Annotated in this window: 23 protein-coding genes; 13 read left to right on the top strand and 10 right to left on the bottom strand. The window is 62.0% G+C overall.

Annotated features, from left to right (window positions below):
* Position 1: 1 nt before the first annotated feature.
* Together HX812_RS02585 and HX812_RS02580 are read right to left on the bottom strand one after the other, a co-directional pair.
* The gene (locus HX812_RS02585; protein ID WP_010209629.1) at positions 2–496 is read right to left on the bottom strand and encodes a SprT family zinc-dependent metalloprotease; all 495 of its coding nucleotides are present in this window, start codon (positions 494–496) and stop codon (positions 2–4) included.
* A 128-nt stretch (positions 497–624) separates the two neighbouring features.
* Positions 625–1,227 carry a Yip1 family protein gene (locus HX812_RS02580; protein ID WP_038847350.1) on the bottom strand — a complete coding sequence of 201 codons (603 nt, stop codon included), beginning with the start codon at positions 1,225–1,227 and terminating at the stop codon, positions 625–627.
* A gap of 262 nt (positions 1,228–1,489) precedes the next feature.
* Between HX812_RS02580 and ttcA the strand changes: the two genes are divergently transcribed.
* Both ttcA and HX812_RS02570 read left to right on the top strand, forming a co-directional pair.
* Entirely contained in the window at positions 1,490–2,314 is an 825-nt protein-coding gene (ttcA, locus tag HX812_RS02575) for a tRNA 2-thiocytidine(32) synthetase TtcA (RefSeq protein WP_016977557.1), read from the top strand.
* A 67-nt stretch (positions 2,315–2,381) separates the two neighbouring features.
* The gene (locus HX812_RS02570; protein WP_038847348.1) at positions 2,382–3,053 is read left to right on the top strand and encodes a DNA-3-methyladenine glycosylase I; all 672 of its coding nucleotides are present in this window, start codon (positions 2,382–2,384) and stop codon (positions 3,051–3,053) included.
* A gap of 36 nt (positions 3,054–3,089) precedes the next feature.
* On the opposite strand, the gene HX812_RS02565 is transcribed toward HX812_RS02570, so the two are convergent.
* The 3 genes from HX812_RS02565 to arsC are packed head-to-tail and all read right to left on the bottom strand — an operon-like array spanning position 3,090 to position 4,442.
* Positions 3,090–3,494: a DUF2069 domain-containing protein gene (locus tag HX812_RS02565; RefSeq protein ID WP_038847347.1), complete on the bottom strand. Its 405-nt coding sequence runs from the start codon at positions 3,492–3,494 to the stop codon at positions 3,090–3,092.
* On the bottom strand, positions 3,478–4,092 hold the full coding sequence (wrbA, locus tag HX812_RS02560) for an NAD(P)H:quinone oxidoreductase (RefSeq protein ID WP_028616777.1): 615 nt from the start codon (positions 4,090–4,092) through the stop codon (positions 3,478–3,480). Before wrbA ends, HX812_RS02565 begins: the two co-directional genes overlap by 17 nt.
* On the bottom strand, positions 4,089–4,442 hold the full coding sequence (gene arsC, locus HX812_RS02555) for an arsenate reductase (glutaredoxin) (protein WP_038847344.1): 354 nt from the start codon (positions 4,440–4,442) through the stop codon (positions 4,089–4,091). Before arsC ends, wrbA begins: the two co-directional genes overlap by 4 nt.
* A gap of 115 nt (positions 4,443–4,557) precedes the next feature.
* Between arsC and HX812_RS02550 the strand changes: the two genes are divergently transcribed.
* The gene (locus HX812_RS02550; RefSeq protein WP_038847342.1) at positions 4,558–5,019 is read left to right on the top strand and encodes a TlpA disulfide reductase family protein; all 462 of its coding nucleotides are present in this window, start codon (positions 4,558–4,560) and stop codon (positions 5,017–5,019) included.
* 142 nt (positions 5,020–5,161) lie between these two features.
* Here HX812_RS02550 and HX812_RS02545 read toward each other — a convergent pair whose 3' ends face one another.
* From HX812_RS02545 to HX812_RS02530, 4 genes are all read right to left on the bottom strand, one after another.
* A complete protein-coding gene (locus HX812_RS02545; RefSeq protein WP_038843720.1) occupies positions 5,162–5,566 on the bottom strand; it encodes an META domain-containing protein in 405 nt (134 codons plus the stop codon).
* A complete protein-coding gene (locus HX812_RS02540) occupies positions 5,563–6,003 on the bottom strand; it encodes a hypothetical protein (protein ID WP_038843717.1) in 441 nt (146 codons plus the stop codon). Before HX812_RS02540 ends, HX812_RS02545 begins: the two co-directional genes overlap by 4 nt.
* Before the next feature lie 71 nt (positions 6,004–6,074).
* Complete coding sequence (locus tag HX812_RS02535; RefSeq protein ID WP_038843715.1) at positions 6,075–7,064, bottom strand: 2-hydroxyacid dehydrogenase; 990 nt, start codon at positions 7,062–7,064, stop codon at positions 6,075–6,077.
* Between the two features lie 190 nt (positions 7,065–7,254).
* Positions 7,255–10,008, bottom strand: coding sequence for a response regulator (locus HX812_RS02530; protein WP_038843714.1), 2,754 nt, complete (start codon positions 10,006–10,008; stop codon positions 7,255–7,257).
* A gap of 206 nt (positions 10,009–10,214) precedes the next feature.
* Here HX812_RS02530 and HX812_RS02525 point away from each other — a divergent pair, with 206 nt between their 5' ends.
* The gene (locus HX812_RS02525) at positions 10,215–10,943 is read left to right on the top strand and encodes a response regulator transcription factor (protein ID WP_038843712.1); all 729 of its coding nucleotides are present in this window, start codon (positions 10,215–10,217) and stop codon (positions 10,941–10,943) included.
* On the top strand, positions 10,930–12,300 hold the full coding sequence (locus HX812_RS02520; RefSeq protein WP_038843711.1) for a sensor histidine kinase: 1,371 nt from the start codon (positions 10,930–10,932) through the stop codon (positions 12,298–12,300). The genes HX812_RS02525 and HX812_RS02520 overlap by 14 nt, the downstream gene beginning before the upstream one ends.
* Here the strand turns inward: HX812_RS02520 and HX812_RS02515 are convergent.
* Positions 12,297–12,812 (bottom strand): DUF2062 domain-containing protein, encoded by a 516-nt coding sequence (locus tag HX812_RS02515; protein ID WP_033896799.1) that lies wholly within the window; start codon positions 12,810–12,812, stop codon positions 12,297–12,299. The two genes, HX812_RS02520 and HX812_RS02515, sit on opposite strands and share 4 nt — an antisense overlap.
* 135 nt (positions 12,813–12,947) lie before the next feature.
* Between HX812_RS02515 and HX812_RS02510 the strand changes: the two genes are divergently transcribed.
* The 8 genes from HX812_RS02510 (at position 12,948) to murB (ending at position 19,768) form a co-directional block, all read left to right on the top strand.
* Entirely contained in the window at positions 12,948–15,173 is a 2,226-nt protein-coding gene (locus HX812_RS02510) for a DNA internalization-related competence protein ComEC/Rec2 (protein ID WP_235165404.1), read from the top strand.
* A gap of 73 nt (positions 15,174–15,246) precedes the next feature.
* Positions 15,247–15,882: a MotA/TolQ/ExbB proton channel family protein gene (locus tag HX812_RS02505; RefSeq protein ID WP_033896796.1), complete on the top strand. Its 636-nt coding sequence runs from the start codon at positions 15,247–15,249 to the stop codon at positions 15,880–15,882.
* On the top strand, positions 15,879–16,307 hold the full coding sequence (locus HX812_RS02500) for a biopolymer transporter ExbD (RefSeq protein WP_010209650.1): 429 nt from the start codon (positions 15,879–15,881) through the stop codon (positions 16,305–16,307). The genes HX812_RS02505 and HX812_RS02500 overlap by 4 nt, the downstream gene beginning before the upstream one ends.
* Positions 16,307–17,317, top strand: coding sequence for a tetraacyldisaccharide 4'-kinase (gene lpxK / locus HX812_RS02495; protein ID WP_038843707.1), 1,011 nt, complete (start codon positions 16,307–16,309; stop codon positions 17,315–17,317). Before HX812_RS02500 ends, lpxK begins: the two co-directional genes overlap by 1 nt.
* Positions 17,318–17,341: 24 nt before the next feature.
* Positions 17,342–17,527 (top strand): Trm112 family protein, encoded by a 186-nt coding sequence (locus HX812_RS02490; RefSeq protein WP_003174668.1) that lies wholly within the window; start codon positions 17,342–17,344, stop codon positions 17,525–17,527.
* The gene (gene kdsB, locus HX812_RS02485) at positions 17,524–18,288 is read left to right on the top strand and encodes a 3-deoxy-manno-octulosonate cytidylyltransferase (RefSeq protein WP_028616766.1); all 765 of its coding nucleotides are present in this window, start codon (positions 17,524–17,526) and stop codon (positions 18,286–18,288) included. The genes HX812_RS02490 and kdsB overlap by 4 nt, the downstream gene beginning before the upstream one ends.
* The gene (locus HX812_RS02480; protein ID WP_010209653.1) at positions 18,288–18,752 is read left to right on the top strand and encodes a low molecular weight protein-tyrosine-phosphatase; all 465 of its coding nucleotides are present in this window, start codon (positions 18,288–18,290) and stop codon (positions 18,750–18,752) included. The genes kdsB and HX812_RS02480 overlap by 1 nt, the downstream gene beginning before the upstream one ends.
* The gene (murB, locus tag HX812_RS02475; RefSeq protein WP_038843705.1) at positions 18,749–19,768 is read left to right on the top strand and encodes a UDP-N-acetylmuramate dehydrogenase; all 1,020 of its coding nucleotides are present in this window, start codon (positions 18,749–18,751) and stop codon (positions 19,766–19,768) included. The genes HX812_RS02480 and murB overlap by 4 nt, the downstream gene beginning before the upstream one ends.
* Positions 19,769–19,805: the final 37 nt, after the last annotated feature.

Raw genomic sequence — 19,805 nt, 5'->3', positions numbered from 1 at the left:
GCTATTCGACGCGAGTTTCGCCGGTAAACACCAAGGTCTGCCGGCACCGCCTGCACAAATACCGCCGCCCCTGAGCCACCATGCCATGGCGTTGTGACGAGAACGGAAAGTCACTGTCCGCACACGGGCATCGGTAGATATAGCGAGTCACCTGGCGACGCTTAACTTCATAAGTGTGGCAACGGTCCGGCGGCAGTTCGTAAACCCCGCGCATGATCAATTGCCATTCCTCGCCGTGGGGTTGGATGCGTTCGCCAAACAATTGGTGGGCAATCAGATGCGCCACTTCATGGGCCACGGTCTGTTTCAGGAAGTGTTGGCTGTTTTCACGGTACAACTGTGGATTGAAACGCAGCAGGTTCTCGTGCAAATGCGCGACACCGGCTTTCTGGCCCCGCAGCTTGAGGCTGACCTGGGGGCGTTTGAAGCTTCGTTTGAAAAAGGATTCGGCTTGTAGGAAACAATCTTCGACGCGGGTATTGAGTTGCTCGGGCATGCTGACCATATCTCCAGAGACGCCCAGTATGCCGCAAAGCTGAGTGTTTCCGAATCTGTCAGGCGCCGAATGGTCATGCATGATGCACAAAGCCACCTTGCGGTGGCTTTGCCTGAGGGTTTAAACGGTCAGTTGGTGTAGATCGGGCCCACGCCCAGCCCCCAGACGATCACGGTAAACGCCATGATTGCCACCAGTACTACCAGGCCCACGGCCAGTACCGAGCTGGAAAACAGGAAGCCTTCATCCGGGTCGATGTTCATGAAGGTCGGCAGCCCTACATAGAGCAAGTACACCGTGTAGCAGATGGCCGCCGTGCCCACGACCATGCCCAGCCACATATGCGGATAAAGCGCGGCCAGCCCGCCGATAAACAGCGGCGTAGCCGTGTAGGTGGCAAAGGCCACGCAGCGAGCCATGCTGGGATTGGCGTCGTAGGTACGCGCCATCCAATGAATGAACGCACCCATCACCGCCACGCCACCGAGCATGGCGGCGTAGGACATGATGGTCATCCACAAGGCGCTTTCCTGGGTCAGCATCACCGGCGCACGGTTGCCGATGACCCAGCCAACCTGGGTGGTGCCGATAAAGGCGGAAACGGCGGGGATCGCCGCGAGAATCAAGGTATGGGTGAGGTACATGTGGCTGATGCTTTCTTCTTTATCGCCACGGATTTCCCGCCATTCCTGGTCGGGATGGGTAAACAGCCCCACGACGTGATGGATCATGCCAGTCACTCCTGTCGTTATTACCATCGCCCCCCATCGGAGCGCCCACGGGCCAAATGGCCTCAAAGGTCTGGATAGATCTGCGACCTCTAGTCGCAGTATAGGAAGTGATGACCGGAATAACTGTAGGGCCTTTAGAGCAAATTGCGCTGTAAACATTGGGCTTAATCGCGGTGGGGTCTTTTACCGCTAGCCCTTTTGATGGTTTTTTTGCGTAAAATACCCGGCTTTTCGTCACACACCTCTAGCGGATCCAAGCGCCATGGGCACTCTTACGGTCAACCAGAACAAACTGCAAAAACGCCTGCGTCGCCTGGCCGGTGAAGCGGTCGCCGATTTCAACATGATCGAGGACGGCGACAAGGTCATGGTCTGCCTCTCCGGCGGCAAAGACAGTTACACAATGCTCGACGTGCTGCTGCACCTGCAAAAGGTCGCGCCGATCAAGTTCGAGATCGTCGCCGTCAACATGGACCAGAAACAGCCGGGCTTCCCTGAGCATGTGCTGCCGGCCTACCTCAAGGAACTGGGCGTCGAGTACCACATCGTCGAGAAAGATACCTACTCGGTGGTCAAGGAGCTGATTCCGGAAGGCAAGACCACCTGCTCGCTGTGCTCGCGCCTGCGCCGTGGCACGCTGTACACCTTCGCCGACGAGATCGGCGCGACCAAGATGGCCCTGGGTCACCACCGCGACGACATCGTCGAGACGTTCTTCCTCAATATGTTCTTCAATGGCTCGCTCAAGGCCATGCCGCCCAAGCTGCGCGCCGATGACGGGCGCAACGTGGTAATCCGCCCGCTGGCGTATTGCAACGAGAAGGACATCCAGGCCTACTCCGACTTCAAGCAATTCCCGATCATTCCGTGCAACCTGTGTGGCTCCCAGGAAAACCTGCAGCGCCAGGTGGTCAAGGAAATGCTGGTGGATTGGGAGCGCAAGACCCCAGGCCGTACCGAAAGCATCTTCCGTAGCTTGCAGAATGTGCAGCCGTCGCAGTTGGCCGACCGCAACCTATTCGACTTCACCAGCCTGAAAATTGATGAAACCGCCGCCTCGCGCTTCGTCAATGTGGTGAACCTCTGAGCCATTTCAACGCTCTGACACACGGCGCTCGCGGGCGCCGTTTTCAATTCAACTGCCAGGAGAGGGCATGCGCGATTACAAGTGGCTGCACGAATACTGTCTGAACCGTTTCGGTTCGGCGGCCGAGCTGGAAGCCCATCTGCCTGTACCCAAGACCCCGGCGCAATTGCGCAAGATCAGCGATGATCGCTACCTGTCGACCTTGGCGCTGCGGGTGTTTCGTGCGGGCTTGAAGCACAGTGTGGTGGATGCCAAGTGGCCGGCGTTCGAAAAGGTGTTTTTCGGCTTCGACCCGGAAAAAGTGGTGCTGATGGGCGCCGAACATCTGGAGCGGCTGATGCAGGACACCAGCATCATCCGTCACCTGGGCAAGCTCAAGAGCGTGCCGCGCAATGCGCAGATGATCCTCGACATCGAGCAGGAGAAGGGCAGCTTCGGCGCGTTTATCGCCGATTGGCCGGTGACCGATATCGTCGGGCTGTGGAAGTACCTGAGCAAGCACGGCCATCAACTTGGCGGGCTGTCCGCGCCGCGCTTCTTGCGCATGGTTGGCAAGGACACCTTTGTGCCGAGTTATGACGTGGTGGCGGCGCTGAACGCGCAGAAGATCGTCGACAAGGCACCGACCAGCCTGCGAGACCTGGCGGCGGTGCAGGGCGCGTTCAACCAATGGCACGCCGAGAGTGGGCGGCCGATGTGCCAGTTGTCGATGATGTTGGCTTACACGGTGAATCATTAACCTGTAGTGAGCGGGGCAAGCCCGCTCACTACAGAATCAGTTCGCGAGGCGGCGGTTTAGCTGATGCCGCCACCGCACATACAACAACGCCGTACAAAACACCGCCAGACTCGCCAACATCTCCAGCACCCCGAACCACTGCCGGTTCGGGTCATAGGCCGCCAGCGCACCTTTGATGAAATACAGGTTCACCACAAAGCACATCCACGAATGCCCGCGCGCGCTGCCCAGCAGCATGCCCGGCGCCAGCACCAGCACCGGCACCAACTCGATCAGCAGGATCACCCAGGGCCGCGCGCCATGCAGGTCGGCGATGAACAGGTAGTAAACGCAGAGCAAACCCACCAGGCCAAAAAACGCCAGCAGGCTCAGCCCGCGTGCCAGCTTGACCCGTGGCTCCAGCCACGCCTGGGGTGGCAGGACCTTAGGCTTTCTGGCCACTGCCGCTCTCCAGCAAGGTAGCGGTAGTCGCCAGGCGCAGGCCCAGGGCACGGCACAGGGCGATTTCATGTTGATCGAGCATGCGCTTGCCGTCGGGGCCGGCGTGATGGCTGGCGCCATACGGCGTGCCACCGCCCTGGGTATCGAGCAGCGCTTGTTCGCTGTAGGGCAGGCCGGTGATCAGCATGCCGTGGTGCAGCAGCGGCAGCAGCATCGACATCAACGTGGTTTCCTGACCGCCGTGCAGGCTGGCGGTGGAGGTGAACACCCCGGCCGGCTTGCCGACGAGGGCGCCGGTGAGCCACAGGTTGCTGGTGCCGTCGATGAAATACTTGAGCGGCGCTGCCATGTTGCCGAAACGGGTCGGGCTGCCCAGGGCCAGGCCCGAGCAGTGCTTCAGGTCATCCAGGCTGGCATACAGCGCGCCTTCGTCCGGGATGCTTGGCGCCACGGCTTCGCACTCGGTGGAGATCGCCGGCACGGTGCGCAGCCGCGCTTCCATACCGCCTTGCTCGATGCCCCGGGCGATCTGCCGGGCCATTTCGCTCACCGAGCCATTGCGGCTGTAATACAGCACCAGCACATAGGGCGACGTCACGGCAGGATCTCCAACACGTTTTCCGGCGGACGGCCAATGATGGCTTTGTCGGCGGTTTCCAGGATCGGGCGTTCCATCAGCTTTGGATGTTCGGCGATGGCCGCAATCAACTGGGCTTCGCTGAGGCTGGCGTCGGCCAGGTTGAGCGCCTTGTATTCATCTTCGCCGGTGCGCAGCAGTTGGCGGGCACTGATCCCCAGCTTGCCCAGCAATGCCTTTAGTTGCGCGGCGTCCAGCGGGGTTTCCAGGTAGCGCACCACGTTGGGGGTGAGGCCGCGGGCTTCCAGCAGTTCCAGCGCACCGCGGGATTTCGAGCAGCGCGGGTTGTGATAAAGCGTCAGATCGGTCATGTGCGGGTCGCATCTTGCGTAAGGTGGCGGGTATTCTACCCGCGCAGCGACCTGTCCTTAAACCGTAAGAGGCGATAGGTCGCAGCCAACGTTCATTTTTGCGAAGGATTACCCCATGACAAGGCGACTGATCGGTGCATTGGCGATCATCACAACCCTGCTGCTCAGCGGCTGCGGTAACGATTACGGCGTTGACCAATATGGCAAGAAGGTGGCTGCCGAACGCTTGGACAAGCAGTGGCTGGTGGTCAACTACTGGGCCGAATGGTGCGGCCCGTGCCGCACGGAAATCCCCGAGCTGAATGCCTTGGCCGACCAACTGAAGGCGCAGAACGTGGGTGTGTTCGGGGTCAACTTCGACAATGTGCAGGGCGAAGAGCTGAAAGCCGCCAGCGACAAGCTGGGTATCAAGTTCACGGTGCTGGCGCAGAACCCGGAAGAGATTTTTGATATTCCACGCAGCGAAGCCTTGCCAGTGACCTACATCATCGATGACAAGGGCAAGGTGCGTGAGACATTGATGGGCGAGCAGACGGCGGAGGGTGTGATCGCCAAGCTCAAGGCCTTGCGCGGCTGAAGCGACAACTCAGATCTAATGTGGGAGCGGGCTTGCTCGCGAAAGCGGTGGGTCAGTCAATACATGTGCCGACTGGTCCACCGCCTTCGCGAGCAAGCCCGCTCCCACATTCTGACCTCGCTCAATCCTGAGATTGATGCTGTCAGCCTTCTTCAAGCCACAGCCGAATCGGCTTGCCCTCGGCCGGCCAGAAACGCGTCTGTTCGATCGGCGAGATGTCCCAACGCTGCACGCCTTGCAGGGCCTGGATGAAGCGGTGTTCCTGCTCCATCAAGGCCTCGGCGCAGAGTTTGCGAGTGCTGCCGATCTGGCCGAAGCTGAGCTTTTCGCCGTCGACGGTGTAGGGCGCGAACCAGTGGTTGCAGCCACCGTTGCCGTAGGCACGGCCATCGGCGCCGAGGGTGACGGTCAGGTGCGCGTAGTCCATCAGCGGCCGTTCACCAATCCATTCCACCACGTAGCTGTGATCCTGCTTGAGCTTGACCGCGTCCCCGGCGCAACCTGTCAGGGCCACTCCGACGGCGGCGAGCAGAAGCAGGCCTTTCATTGCGCGGCCTTTTGGCATTTCGGGCAGCGGTGCTTGTCGCCCTCGCTGGCCCAGCCCAATTCGGCAATGCGCGCGTTGGCGGCCGGTTGCAGCGGTTCTTTGGTCAGCTTGGTTTCCACCGCGAATTCAAACTCCAACACCGCATCGCAGCTGTCGCAGTTGACCTTCCAGGTGTGAATCTCCAACTCGCCGAACTTCGGCCCTTGGGCCATGGCGACCCATTGGCCCGCCGGGCGGATGGAGTAGCGCGCATCACCTTCGACGGTGAGGCGCATCGACAGGGTTTTACTGCCGCGCAGGGAGACGATCAAAATGTCGCCATGCTTGATCGAGCCACCGTTGCCGGTGACCTGGTAACGGCCCGGCACCAGGGCGCGGCATTCGATCAGGGTGTGTTGCGGGCTCAGCAAACTGAAGCGGAAATCGTGTTCGGCCATGGATCCTCCAAATAGGCGCGGCATCCTATCACGGGTGCTGGCTCATCATGAGCCTGGTATGTGACCGCTGATCATCCTTCGACGAGGTTCTGCGCCTGCCCATCGGCCCAGGCCGCAATGTTGGCCAGGGTGGTGCCGGCAATCGCGGCCAGGGCTTCGCGGGTGAGGAACGCCTGGTGGGCGGTGATGATCACGTTGGGGAAGGTCAGCAGGCGCGCAAGGACGTCGTCCTGCAGGGGCAGGTCGGAGCGGTCCTCGAAAAACAGCTGGGCCTCTTCTTCATACACATCCAGTCCCAGGTAGCCGAGCTGGCCGTCCTTGAGCGCTTCGATCAGCGCCGGGGTGTCGACCAGACCACCGCGACCGGTGTTGATCAGCATCGCGCCTGGCTGCATTTGTGCCAGGGAACGGGCGTTGATCAAGTGTTTGCTGTCAGCGGTCAGCGGGCAATGCAGGCTGATGATCTGCGCCTGGGCCAGCAGTTCGGGCAGGCTCACGTAGCGCGCGCCCAGGGCCTGCACCTGTGCGTTAGGGAAGGGGTCATAGGCGAGCAACTGGCAACCGAAGCCGGCCATGATCTTGGCAAAAGTGGCGCCGATCTGCCCCGTGCCGACTACGCCGACGGTCTTGCCCACCAGGTCGAAACCGGTGAGGCCGTGCAGGCTGAAATCGCCATCGCGGGTGCGGTTATAGGCGCGGTGCAGGCGACGGTTGAGGGCGAGGATCAGCGCGACCGCATGCTCGGCCACCGCATGGGGCGAATAGGCCGGCACGCGCACGATGGTCAGGCCCAGGCGCTTGGCGGCGGCCAGGTCCACATGGTTGTAGCCCGCCGAGCGCAGCGCGATCAACCGCGTTCCGCCCTTGGCCAGGTGCTCCAGGACCGGGGCGCTGAGGTCGTCGTTGATAAAGGCGCAGACCACTTCGTGATGCTCGGCGAGAGCCACGGTGTCGAGGTTGAGGCGGGCGGGCTGGAACTGCAGTTCCAGGCCATGCGGCAGGGGTTCGCCGAGAAAACTGTCGCGGTCGTAGGTCTGGCTGCTGAAAAGAATGACGCGCATGGAAAAGCTCCCTGCAATGACTGAATAAATAGATAACCCTGTGGTGAGCAAGCTTGCTTGCGCTGGGGTGCGAAGCGGCCCCAAAAAGCCGGAGACTGCTACGCAGTCAACGGGAGCAAGCTCCCTCGCCACAGCAAGCTCCCTCGCCACAGCAAGCTCGCTCACCACAAAAGCCTGTTCCTGTAAAAAGTCAGGCGTTGACCCGTGCTTCACTGGCGAGTCGGGCAATGGCCATGTCCAGTTCGTCCAGGGCATGCTGGGCCTTGGCGTCGTCCTGCTTGAGCAGGGTTTCGGCGCGGTGGCAGGCGGCTCGCAGTTGCGGTACGCCGCAATAACGGGTGGCGCCATGCAGGCGGTGCACGCGCTCGATCAGGGCGTTGTTGTCGTTGGCGTCACGGGCAAGGGTGATAGCCAGGCGGTCGGCCTCCAGGGAGGCGAGCAACATGGCGAGCATGTCCGCCGCGAGATCTGCCTTGCCGGCGGCCAGGCGCAGGCCTTCTTCATGGTCAAGTACGGGCAGTTGCACGCCAGGGCCAAGACCATCCGTTGCCTTTTCCGGGCCTTGATTGCGCAGGGCCAGGCCGGTCCACTTCAACACCACCTGGGCCAGTTGCCGCTCGCTGATGGGTTTGGTCAGGTAATCGTCCATGCCGCTTTGCAGCAAGGCGCGTTTTTCGTTGGCCATGGCGTGGGCGGTGAGGGCGACCACCGGCAATGGCGTGCCGCTGCGCTCGCTTTCCCACTGACGGATCGCCTCGGTGCTCTGGCGGCCGTCCATGCCGGGCATTTGCACGTCCATCAGCACCAGGTCGAAGGTGTCCTGTTTCACCGCGTCGATGGCGGCATACCCGCTTTCCACGGCGCGCACCCGTGCGCCCATGTCCTCCAGCAGCGTCTGCACCAAGAGCAGGTTTGCCGGGTTATCGTCCACGCACAACACGCGCGGTGCACGGCTGGACAATGGTTCGCCCGGTTCGCTGCGTGACGGGCGCGGGCTGATCAGGTCGGACAGCGCGCGACGCAACTTGCGCGTACACGCCGGCTTGGCCTGCAACTGGCTGTTGGGGTTGGGCACGGACTGGTTGAACAGCATCTGCTCGGTGGTCGGGCACAGCACCAGCACTTTGCAGCCCAAATGTTCGAGGTCCCACAGGTGCTGGTTGAGGCGCTCGGGCGGGATGTCATTGGCGGTGACGCCGAGTACCGCAAGGTCGATGGCCTGCTCGGTCTGGTGGGCGCTGGTGATGCCGTTGGTCAGGCTTTCCAGGCTGTTGAACGGTGTGACTTCCAGGCCACAGTCTTCCAATTGATGTTGCAGCGCCTGGCGTGCCAGTTCGTGGTTTTCCAGGACCGCGACACGATGACCCAGCAGCGGCGCGGAAGGCAAGTCTTCGACGTCGTCACGGGTCTTGGGCAGGTTCAGGCTGATCCAGAATTCCGAGCCTTCGCCCGGCGTGCTGTCGACGCCGATTTCACCGCCCATCTGCTCGATCAGGCGCTTGGAAATCACCAGGCCCAATCCCGTGCCGCCGGGTTGACGCGACAGCGAGTTGTCGGCCTGGCTGAAGGCCTGGAACAACGCGCGCACGTCCTGGCTGGACAGGCCGATGCCGGTGTCCTGCACGCTGATGCGCAATTGCACGCTGTCTTCTTGCTCGTCCTCGATCATCGCCCGGGCGACGATAGTGCCTTCGCGGGTGAACTTGATCGCGTTGCTGATCAGGTTGGTGAGGATCTGCTTGAGGCGCAGCGGGTCGCCCACCAGCGCCAGCGGAGTGTCGCGGTACACCAGGCTCACCAGTTCCAGCTGCTTGGCATGGGCGGCGGGGGCGAGGATGGTCAGGGTGTCTTGCAGCAAGTCGCGCAGGTTGAACGGGATGCTGTCGAGCACCAGCTTGCCGGCCTCGATTTTCGAGAAATCGAGGATCTCGTTGATGATACCCAGCAGGTTGTCGGCGGATTTTTCGATGGTGCCCAGGTAGTCGAGCTGGCGCGGGGTCAGCTCGCTTTTTTGCAATAAGTGGGTGAAGCCGAGAATGCCGTTGAGCGGCGTGCGGATCTCATGGCTCATGTTGGCCAGGAACTCCGACTTGATGCGGCTGGCCTCCAGGGCCTCCTTGCGCGCCAGGTCCAGCTCGATGTTCTGGATCTCGATGGTTTCCAGGTTCTGGCGCACGTCTTCGGTGGCTTGGTCGATGCTGTGTTGCAGTTCTTCCTGGGCGTTCTGCAAGGTCTCGGCCATGCGGTTGATGCCCGAGGCGAGTTGGTCCAGTTCCTGGCTGCCCAAGGGTGGCAGGCGGGTTTCCAGGTTGCCGTCCTTGAGTTGGGCCACGGCTTGCTTGATCTGGCCGATGGGCGAGTTGATCGTGCGGCTGATGCGCAGGGCCAGCGCTGCGGTGCAGATCAGGCCGATGGCGATCAGCAACAAGCTGGCGAACAGGCTGCGGTAGCCACGCAGCAACATGCCGTTGTGGGACAGTTCCACCTCGACCCAGCCCAGCAGGCGGTCGGCTTCATCCGGGATCAGGTCGCCCGCGAGGTTGCGATGGCGGCCAAACACCGGCAGCAAATAGCGGGTGGCGTCATTGCCAGTACGCTGTAATAAATGGGAGCTGTTGCCGACCGGCGGCTGGTTGAGCATGGTCGGGCCGGCGTGGGCGAGGGGCGCGCGGTCTGGGCTGAGAAAGGACACGGCACGCACGTCCGGCTGTTCCAGGGATTGAGTGGCGATGCGTTCGAGCAGATCGGTGTTGCGCGCACTGAGAGCGGGCGCGACCAGGGGCGCCAACTGTTCGGCGATCATTTCGCCGCGTTGCAGCAATTGGGTCTGCAGTTCCGAGAGCTGCATCCAGGTGAAATAGCCGCCCAGCAACGAGGCCATCAGGCTGGTCGGTAATAAGGTCAGCAACAGTACGCGGCCTTTTATCCCCATTCTTGTCAGCACGCCACTCTCCTGCTACCACATTGATATCTACGGAATTGCGCGGGCATCCGGCCCGCGCCACCTGCGCAGTGTAGCCATTTGCGCGGCGAGGAATCTTGCAAATTAATGACATACGGCAATCTTGAAGGCATTTGGCGGCCAGTGGCGATTGCCTGCGGCGGGGTTATCTTGAATAATCAGTCATTGAGAATGACTTGCAGATACTAATGAATCCCGTAGCAATTGGCCTGCCCAGTATCCTGACCATCGAAGATGACCCCGTGCTGGGCGCTTATGTCCATGAGCACCTGGGGCGCTGTGGTTTCCATGTCACCTGGTGCCAGAACGGCCAGCAAGGCCTGCAGATGGCGCGCGACCAGGTGTTCGACGTGGTGTTGATGGATATTTTGCTGCCGGGGCTGGATGGGTTGTCGATCCTCACCCATCTGCGCCAGAGCCATTCGATCCCGGTGATCCTGATGTCGGCGCTCGGTGCCGAGGCTGATCGCATCAGCGGTTTTCGCCTGGGCGCCGATGACTACCTGCCCAAGCCGTTCAGCATGATCGAGCTGCGCGTGCGCATCGAGGCCATCCTGCGCCGTGTCGCCTTGGACCGACGCCCCGCGCCGAGCTTGGCGCCCGCACGTGGCGATGCCCGCACCCTGCGTTTTGACGATGAACTGTGCGATGTCTTCCACCTGCAACACTGGGCTGGCCTGACCCGCAGTGAATATCGCCTGCTGGAAACCCTGCATCGCAACGCGGAAGAAGTCCTCAGCAAACCCTTCCTTTACCAGCATGTGCTGCAACGCGGTTACGCACCCCATGACCGTAGCCTGGACATGCATATCAGCCAGATCCGCCGCAAGCTCAAGGCCATCGGCTACACCGAGCGCGAAGTGCGCACGGTGTGGGGCAAGGGCTATGTGTTGAGCGGTGCCGATGACAGCCTTTAAACGGCCCTTTAAACGCCTGCCGGGCAAGCACTCGTTATTCTGGAAGCTGGCCTGCCTGCTGATCGCCTTCTGTTTGCTGATGATCTGGCTCAGTTGGTCGTGGGGGCGATACATGGAGCAGCAGAACGCCTACCTGTCCGATGAAGCGCGGGTCACCTTGAGTGGCTACGCGGTACGTGCGGAACAGGCCTGGAACCGAGGCGGCAATGCGGGCATCGATGTATGGCAGCAGGAGATGGGCAAGCGCGAAAGTACCTGGATCGGTGTGATCGGCAATGACTTGCAATCGCTGAGCAGCTACCCGCTGACCGATAAGGAAAGCCAGCGCCTGACCTTTCTGCGTGGCCTGGACTGGCCGGTGAGTCGGCATGTCAAAGGCCTGCCGTGGCTGAAAATTCCGTTTCCCGCCGACCCCAACGCGGGTTCGCTGGTGATCGAGCTGCCGCAGCGTTTCATGCCGGGGCGCTATCAACTGTTTTGGCGGGTGGTGACCAATGGCGTGATTCCCGGTCTGTTTACGCTGTTGCTGTGCGTTGGTCTGTATCGGCTGCTGATCATGCCCCTCAATCAATTGCGTGAGCAGGCCAACGCCTGGCGGGCCGACCAGTTGAATACGCGGCTGTCCCACGACGCCACCAGTCGTCAGGATGAGTTGGGCGAGCTGGGCCGCGCGTTCGACCATATGTCCGAGCGTTTGCAGGGCACCGTGGTGTTGCAGCAGCAACTGCTGCGGGACATGTCCCATGAACTGCGCACGCCGTTGAGCCGATTGAGAGTGGCCTGTGACAGTGAGCAGGACCTGACGCAACTGCGCGAGCGGCTTGGCCGTGAGATCGATGCGATGCAACGCCTGGTGGAAGACAGCCTGCAACTGGCGTGGTTGGACACCGAGCGGGCGCCGCTGCCCCAGGAAGATATCCAGCTTCAGGCGCTGTGGGATATGTTGCGCGAAAACGCATGCTTCGAAAGCGATTGGCCCGCGTCGCGCCTGCCGTGTCTGCTCGGCCCGGAGTGCTGGGTGCGGGGCAACCTGAATGCATTGGCCCAGGCCCTGGAAAACATCCTGCGCAATGCCATTCGCCATTCACCCGTGGGCGGTGTGGTCAGCCTGGATGGGCGGCGTGAAGGTGACTATTGGCATATGTGGCTGGAGGATCAGGGCGGCGGGATTGATGACGGGGACCTGGAACGGATCTTCGCACCGTTCACGCGCCTGGACGGATCACGCCCCGGCGATGGTGGCTTCGGGCTTGGGCTGAGCATCGCGCGCAATGCCGTGCAACGCCAGGACGGCAGCCTGTGGGCGGAAAACACCGGAAAAGGGCTGCGCGTGCATCTGCGCCTGCGGGCTTGCTAGGCGCGACGCTGCTTACGTTTTTTCCATTGGTGGGCCACCCACCAGCGCCAATAGCCCATGGTCAGGCAATACGCGATCGCACCCAACACCAGCCCCAGCACCACCGAGCCCAGCAGGAATGGTTGCCATAACGTGCTCAATTGGCCGCTGATCCATTCCCACGTCAGGTCATCCGGCAGGCTGCGCGGCGGCACATTCATCAGCCAGGCGCCGGTCATGTAGGTGCAGATAAACACCACCGGCATGGTGATCGGGTTGGTCAGCCATACCAGGCTGACCGCGATGGGCATGTTGCCGCGCACGGTGATTGCCAGCACGGCGGCCAGCAACATCTGCAACGGAATCGGAATAAACGCCGCGAACAAACCCACGGCCATTGCGCGTGCGACCGAGTGCCGGTTCAGGTGCCAGAGATTCGGGTCATGCAGCAAGGTGCCGAGAAACTGTAATGACTTGTGTTCCCTGATACTGCTGGGGTCAGGCATGTATCGTTTGAATAAGCGCCGGGGCATAAGGGGTCCAGGTCGGTTCGAGGGGCAAGTATGCCCGCATTCTATAAACAGAAAATTCAGACTTTGTGACAAAACATCATAGGCCGTGCTGGGCATCTGGCTAAGACTGAGTGGATCACTGGAAAAGGATGATCCATGAGGACAGGGATGTGCGCGTTCGCGCTGGGGTTGCTGGCCTTGCGCTTTTTACCGGCATTGCCGACGACCGGTTGGCTGATCGCCTTGATGGTGCTGGCCTTGATGTTGTTGCCGTTTCGCACGTATCCCTTGGCGTTTTTCCTGTTCGGGCTGAGTTGGGCGTGCATGAGTGCGCAGTGGGCGCTGGATGACCGCCTCAGGCCGGTGTTGGATGGCCAGACGCGCTGGGTGGAAGGGCGGGTTACCGGTTTGCCTCAGCAAACGGGCGATGGCGTGCGCTTCGTGCTGACCGACAGTCGGTCGCGTACTGCCCGGTTGCCCACGCGTATCCGGGTGTCCTGGCGTGGTGGACCGACTGTGCGCAGCGGTGAACGCTGGCGCCTGGCAGTCACCCTGAAGCGGCCGGCCGGGTTGCTGAACTTCCATGGGTTTGATCAGGAGGCTTGGCTGCTGGCCCAGCGCATAGGCGCCACGGGCACGGTAAAGGACGGAGAGCGCCTGGCACCGGCTGCCAACGCCTGGCGCGACAGTGTGCGCCAGCGCCTGATGACGGTGGATGCCCATGGCCGGGAAGCAGGCCTGATTGCCCTGGTGTTGGGCGATGGCTCTGGATTGACAGCCGCTGATTGGCAGGTGCTTCAGGACACCGGGACTGTGCATTTGCTAGTCATCTCCGGCCAGCATATTGGCCTACTGGCGGGGTTGATCTACGGCTTGATCGCCGGCCTGGCGCGCTATGGATGCTGGCCCCGAACCTGGCCGTGGTTGCCGTGGGCCTGTGGGTTGGCGTTCACCACGGCGCTGGGTTACGGCTTGCTGGCCGGGTTTGGCGTGCCGGTGCAGCGCGCCTGTGTGATGGTCGGGTTGGTGTTGTTGTGGCGATTGCGCTTTCGTCATCTAGGGCTGTGGTGGCCTTTGTTGCTGGCGCTCAATGGGGTGTTGGTGTTGGAGCCGTTGGCCAGTTTGCAGCCGGGGCTCTGGCTGTCCTTTGCGGCGGTGGCGGTGCTGATCCTGGCGTTTGGTGGCCGTCTGGGGCCTTGGAGTCTGTGGCAAGCGTGGACTCGGCCGCAGTGGTTGATTGCCATCGGGTTGTTTCCGGTCTTGTTGGTGTTGGGGTTGCCCATCAGCCTGAGTGCACCGTTCGCTAACCTGGTGGCAGTGCCGTGGATCAGCTTGGTGGTGTTGCCGCTGGCTTTGTTGGGCACCGCATTGGTGGGGCTGCCGTTCGTGGGTGAAGGATTGCTGTGGCTAGCGGGTGGGGCACTGGATGTCCTGTTCAAGGGCTTGGCGTGGCTCGCCGGGCAAATGCCGGCCTGGATTCCGGCCGAAGTGCCGTTGGGCTATTGGCTGGTGAGTCTGCTGGGGGCGGTGCTGCTCCTGCTGCCTAAAGGTGTTCCATTTCGTTTGCTCGGGTGGCCGATGCTACTGTTGGCGGTGTTTCCCCCGCGAGAGTTGGTCCCTCATGGACAAGTAGAGGTCGTGCAACTGGACGTCGGCCAGGGCCAATCGCTGATTCTGCGCACCCGTCATCACGCCTTGCTCTACGACGCCGGCCCGCGCTCCGGAAGTTTTGACCTGGGCGCACGCGTTGTCCTGCCGTCTCTGCGAAAACTCGGGGTAGGGGAGCTGGATATGCTGTTGCTCAGCCACGCCGATGCCGATCATGCCGGTGGTTCGGCAGCCGTTGCCAAGGGCATGCCGATCAAGCGCGTGGTGGGCGGGGAAACTGAAGGTCTACCCCCATCGCTCGGCACTCAGCCGTGCGTCAGCGGCGAGCGATGGACCTGGGACGGCGTGACCTTCGAACTCTGGCAGTGGCCGGACGCCATTAGTGGCAACGCGAAGTCCTGCGTCTTGCAGGTGCAGGCCAATGGCGAGCGCCTGCTGCTGACCGGTGATATTGACCGCGCCGCCGAGCAGTCCATGCTCGCATCACCCCTGGCGGTGCGCACCGATTGGCTGCAAGCGCCGCACCATGGCAGTCGCAGCTCATCGTCCTGGCCCTTTGTGGAACGGCTTGCTCCGCGATTCGTGCTGATCTCGCGAGGGCGCCACAACGCGTTCGGCCATCCCCATCCACAGGTGATGGAACGCTACCGGCGATTGGGCAGCCAGGTCTATGACAGTGCCGAGCAGGGTGCCGTGCGTCTGCAGTTGGGGGCTTTTACGCCGCCGGTTGTTGCACGCAGTCAACGCCGGTTCTGGCGCGAGCGGTTACCCTAGGCGCGGCCGATGGGGTCTGTGGTCAACGCACCTATATGGTAAAGTGGCGCACTTTTTCGAGGGGACATTCACTGTGTGGGAATTGGTCAAATCCGGCGGCTGGATGATGTTGCCGATCATCATGAGTTCTATCGCCGCACTCGGCATCGTCGCCGAACGCCTGTGGACCCTGCGCGCCAGCCGTGTGACCCCCGAGCATTTACTGGGGCAGGTCTGGGCCTGGATCAAGAACAAGCAGCTCGACAAGGAAAAGCTCAAGGAGCTGCGCGCCAATTCCCCGTTGGGTGAAATCCTCGCCGCCGGCCTGGCCAACTCCAAGCATGGTCGCGAGATCATGAAAGAGTGCATCGAGGAAGCCGCCGCCCGCGTCATCCATGAACTGGAGCGCTACATCAACGCCCTCGGCACCATCGCCGCCATGGCGCCGTTGCTCGGCTTGCTCGGTACGGTGCTGGGCATGATCGATATCTTCAGCTCGTTCATGGGTTCCGGCATGACCACCAACGCAGCCGTACTGGCCGGTGGTATTTCCAAGGCGCTGATCACCACGGCCGCAGGCCTGATGGTCGGTATCCCTTCAGTGTTCTTCCACCGTTTCCTGCAACGCCGCATCGATGAACTGGTGGTCGGCATGGAGCAGGAAGCCATCAAGCTGGTGGAAGTGGTGCAGGGCGACCGTGACGTGGACCTGGTTGGGGGCAAAGCGTGAAATTTCGCCGCAAGCAACGGGAAAACGTCGATATCAACCTTGCGTCGCTGATCGACGTGGTGTTTATCCTGCTGCTGTTTTTTGTCGTCACTACCACCTTCACCCGGCAGACCGAGCTGCGCGTCGACCTGCCGGAAGCCGTGAGCGGTTCGCCGGCCGAAGACCAGCAAGTCAAGCAATTGGACATCGCCATCAGCGCCGACGGGGTGTTTTCGGTGAATAACCAGTTGCTTGAGAAAAACGACTTGGCCAGCCTGATGGATGCCTTGCAGAAAGAGTCCGGCGGCGACACTAAGCTGCCGCTGTCCATCAGTGCCGATGGCAAGACCCAGCACCAGGCCGTGATCACTGCGATGGACGCTGCCGGCAAGCTCGGTTTCAGCCATTTGCGCATGACCACCGTCGAGGCGGCGGGCCAACCCTGATGGCCCTGTCCGATCGTTTGCTCAAGGCCTGGTACGAGGGCCATCCGGCACTTGCGCTGTTGCGGCCGCTGGAGTCCTTGTATCGCCGGGTGGTACAAGGCAAGCGTGCACGCTTCCTGGCGGGAGAGGGCGAGATTTATCAATCGCCGGTGCCGGTGGTGGTGGTCGGTAATATCACCGTGGGTGGCACCGGCAAGACGCCGTTGATCCTGTGGCTGATCGAACACTGTCGACGCAGCGGCCTGCGCGTGGGTGTGGTCAGTCGGGGTTATGGCGCCAAACCGCCGCAGTTGCCCTGGCGGGTCGAAGCCAGCCACAGCGCCGACGTGGCGGGTGATGAACCGCTGTTGATCGTGCAGCGCAGCGGCGTGCCGTTGATGATCGACCCCGATCGCAGCCGTGCGGTCAAGGCGCTGCTGGCCAGTGAAACCCTCGACCTGATCCTCTCCGACGACGGCCTGCAGCACTACCGCCTGGCCCGTGACCTTGAATTGGTGCTGATCGACGCCGCCCGTGGCCTGGGCAACCGCCGTTGTCTGCCGGCCGGGCCGTTGCGTGAGCCGGTGGAGCGCCTCCAGAGTGTCGACGCCTTGCTGTACAACGGCGCTTCCAGTGATCGAGACGATGGTTTTGCCTTTCGCCTGCAACCCACCGCGCTGGTTAACCTGCTGACCGGCGAACGGCAGCCGGTGGATCATTTTCCAGCCAGCCAGCAGGTGCATGCGGTTGCCGGCATTGGCAACCCGCAACGTTTCTTCACTACCCTTGAAACGCTACACTGGCAGCCGATACCCCATGGCTTTGCCGACCACGCGACTTACAGCGCCGAGGTCCTGAATTTTACGCCGTCATTGCCACTGGTCATGACCGAGAAGGACGCGGTGAAGTGCCGCGCCTTTGCCCAGCCCGACTGGTGGTACCTTGCGGTGGATGCGCTGCCGTCGCCGGCGTTCGTCGCCTGGTTCGACACGCAGCTGATGCGTCTGCTGCCTGCCCGTCTTTTGCCTTAAACCGCTGCTTTCCAGGAAACATTCATGGACACCAAATTGCTCGACATCCTCGCTTGCCCGATCTGCAAAGGCCCGCTCAAGCTCAGCGCCGACAAAACCGAGCTGATCAGCAAAGGCGCTGGCCTGGCTTACCCGATCCGTGATGGCATCCCGGTGATGCTGGAAAGCGAAGCCCGCACCCTGACCACCGATGAGCGCCTGGATAAATGACCACCGCCTTTACCGTTGTCATTCCTTCCCGCTACGCCTCGACCCGCCTGCCGGGCAAGCCGCTGCAACTGATCGGCAGCAAGCCGATGATCCAGTTGGTGTGGGAACAGGCCTGCAAAAGCAGCGCCGAGCGCGTGGTGGTGGCCACCGACGACCCGCGCATCATCGAAGCCTGCAAGGGCTTCGGCGCCGAGGCGGTGCTGACCCGCGAAGACCACAACTCCGGCACCGATCGCCTGGCCGAAGTGGCCACCCAGCTTGGCCTGGCGCCGGACGCCATCGTGGTCAACGTGCAGGGCGACGAACCCTTGATCCCACCGAGCGTGATCGACCAGGTGGCCGCCAACCTCGCCGCCCATGGCGAAGCGCGCATGGCCACCCTGGCCGAGCCAATCGAAGACATCGAAACCCTGTTCAACCCGAACGTGGTGAAAGTGGTCAGTGACATCAATGGCCTGGCGCTGACGTTCAGTCGCTCGACCTTGCCTTGGGCGCGCGACGCTTTCGCCAAGCAGCCTGACGTGTTGCCGGAAGGCGTGCCTTACCGTCGCCATATCGGCATTTACGCCTACCGCGCCGGTTTCCTGCATGACTTCGTCAGTTGGGGTCCGTGCTGGCTGGAAAACACCGAGTCCCTGGAGCAACTGCGCGCCCTGTGGCACGGCGTGCGCATCCACGTGGGCGATGCGCTGGAAGCGCCGCCCGCCGGTGTCGACACCCCGGAAGACCTTGAGCGCGTCCGTCGCCTGCTGGGGGCCTGATGGAGGTTCTGTTTGTCTGCCTGGGCAACATCTGCCGTTCGCCCACCGCAGAAGGCGTGCTGCGCCATAAATTGCGCGAAGCGGGGCTGGCGGGGCAAGTCGAGGTCGCGTCCGCTGGCACGGGCGAATGGCATGTCGGCAACCCGCCGGACCAACGCAGCCAGCGCGCGGCGTTGGTGCGCGGCTACGATCTGTCGGCCCAGCGTGCCCAGCAGGTTTCTCGCGCCGACTTTGCGCGTTATGACCTGATCCTGGCCATGGATCACAGCAACCTGCGCAACCTCAAGGCCCTGCAACCCGGCCAGGGCAAGGCGGAGCTGGACCTGTTCCTGCGCCGTTACGACGCCGAAGTGGACGAAGTGCCGGACCCGTATTACGAAGGCGAACAAGGCTTTGAACGGGTCCTGGACCTGATCGAGCGCGCCTGTGATTTATTGGTGATCGAATTGAAGGGGCGGTTATGACCTTGCAGGTGCTTGCGCAGGTGTCGCTCAAGCCATTCAACAGCTTTGGCATTGACGTGCGCGCCCAGCTGTTCGCCGAGGCCCACAGTGACGATGATGTCCGTGAGGCCTTGACCTATTCAGCCACCCACGCGGTGCCGCTGCTGGTGATCGGTGGCGGTAGCAACCTGCTGTTGACCCAGGACATTCCGGCGCTGGTGCTGCGCATGGCCAGCCAGGGCATTCGTGTGTTGCACGACGACGGCACGCAGGTGGTGGTCGAGGCCGAAGCCGGCGAGGCCTGGCACCCGTTCGTGCTGTGGACCTTGGAACAAGGTTTCTGCGGCCTGGAAAACCTCAGCCTCATCCCCGGCACCGTTGGCGCAGCGCCCATGCAGAACATCGGCGCCTACGGTGTCGAGATCAAGGATGTATTCGCTGGCCTGACCGCCCTGGATCGCCACACAGGCGAACTGCGCGACTTCAGCCTGGAAGAGTGCAACTTTGCCTACCGCGACAGCCTGTTCAAGCATGAGACTGCGCGCTGGCTGATCCTGCGGGTGCGCTTTGCCCTGAGCCGCGCCAGCCATCTCAAACTCGACTACGGCCCGGTGCAGCAGCGCCTGGCGGGGCAGGGGATCACCGAAGCGACACCGAGTGATGTCAGCCGCGCGATCTGCAGCATCCGCCGGGAAAAACTGCCGGACCCGGCAGAGCTGGGCAATGCTGGCAGCTTCTTCAAGAACCCGCTGGTGTCCCAAGTGCTGGCGGCTGAGCTGCAGGCGCTGTATCCGGACCTGGTGGCGTACCCGCAGGCCGATGGACAGATGAAGCTCGCGGCCGGCTGGCTGATCGACAAGGCCGGCTGGAAGGGCTTCCGTGACGGCGATGCTGGCGTGCACACGTTGCAGGCGTTGGTGCTGGTCAACTACGGCGACGCCACCGGGCACGATATTGCGAACCTGGCCCAGCGTATCCAGCGCGACATAGCAGAACGTTTCAAGGTCGATCTGGAAATGGAGCCCAACCAGTATTAAGTCCCTTGAAACAAAAATGCCCCGCATCTTTCGATGC

It is taken from the genome of Pseudomonas sp. IPO3749 (assembly GCF_013386605.1).
In the GTDB taxonomy this organism is placed as follows: Bacteria; Pseudomonadota; Gammaproteobacteria; order Pseudomonadales; family Pseudomonadaceae; genus Aquipseudomonas; species Aquipseudomonas azotoformans_A.
Note: the sequence above shows the minus strand (reverse complement) of the source record. Positions and strands in the feature narration are given on the sequence as shown.

Bases quoted from the DNA above. Each gene is read 5' to 3' on its own strand.
- HX812_RS02585 (WP_010209629.1), bottom strand. From the start codon at position 496: ATGCCCGAGCAACTCAATACCCGCGTCGAAGATTGTTTCCTACAAGCC.
- HX812_RS02580 (WP_038847350.1), bottom strand. From the start codon at position 1,227: ATGATCCATCACGTCGTGGGGCTGTTTACCCATCCCGACCAGGAATGG.
- ttcA (WP_016977557.1), top strand. From the start codon at position 1,490: ATGGGCACTCTTACGGTCAACCAGAACAAACTGCAAAAACGCCTGCGT.
- HX812_RS02570 (WP_038847348.1), top strand. From the start codon at position 2,382: ATGCGCGATTACAAGTGGCTGCACGAATACTGTCTGAACCGTTTCGGT.
- arsC (WP_038847344.1), bottom strand. From the start codon at position 4,442: ATGACCGATCTGACGCTTTATCACAACCCGCGCTGCTCGAAATCCCGC.
- HX812_RS02550 (WP_038847342.1), top strand. From the start codon at position 4,558: ATGACAAGGCGACTGATCGGTGCATTGGCGATCATCACAACCCTGCTG.
- HX812_RS02545 (WP_038843720.1), bottom strand. From the start codon at position 5,566: ATGAAAGGCCTGCTTCTGCTCGCCGCCGTCGGAGTGGCCCTGACAGGT.
- HX812_RS02540 (WP_038843717.1), bottom strand. From the start codon at position 6,003: ATGGCCGAACACGATTTCCGCTTCAGTTTGCTGAGCCCGCAACACACC.
- HX812_RS02535 (WP_038843715.1), bottom strand. From the start codon at position 7,064: ATGCGCGTCATTCTTTTCAGCAGCCAGACCTACGACCGCGACAGTTTT.
- HX812_RS02525 (WP_038843712.1), top strand. From the start codon at position 10,215: ATGAATCCCGTAGCAATTGGCCTGCCCAGTATCCTGACCATCGAAGAT.
- HX812_RS02520 (WP_038843711.1), top strand. From the start codon at position 10,930: ATGACAGCCTTTAAACGGCCCTTTAAACGCCTGCCGGGCAAGCACTCG.
- HX812_RS02515 (WP_033896799.1), bottom strand. From the start codon at position 12,812: ATGCCCCGGCGCTTATTCAAACGATACATGCCTGACCCCAGCAGTATC.
- HX812_RS02510 (WP_235165404.1), top strand. From the start codon at position 12,948: ATGAGGACAGGGATGTGCGCGTTCGCGCTGGGGTTGCTGGCCTTGCGC.
- lpxK (WP_038843707.1), top strand. From the start codon at position 16,307: ATGGCCCTGTCCGATCGTTTGCTCAAGGCCTGGTACGAGGGCCATCCG.
- HX812_RS02490 (WP_003174668.1), top strand. From the start codon at position 17,342: ATGGACACCAAATTGCTCGACATCCTCGCTTGCCCGATCTGCAAAGGC.
- kdsB (WP_028616766.1), top strand. From the start codon at position 17,524: ATGACCACCGCCTTTACCGTTGTCATTCCTTCCCGCTACGCCTCGACC.
- HX812_RS02480 (WP_010209653.1), top strand. From the start codon at position 18,288: ATGGAGGTTCTGTTTGTCTGCCTGGGCAACATCTGCCGTTCGCCCACC.
- murB (WP_038843705.1), top strand. From the start codon at position 18,749: ATGACCTTGCAGGTGCTTGCGCAGGTGTCGCTCAAGCCATTCAACAGC.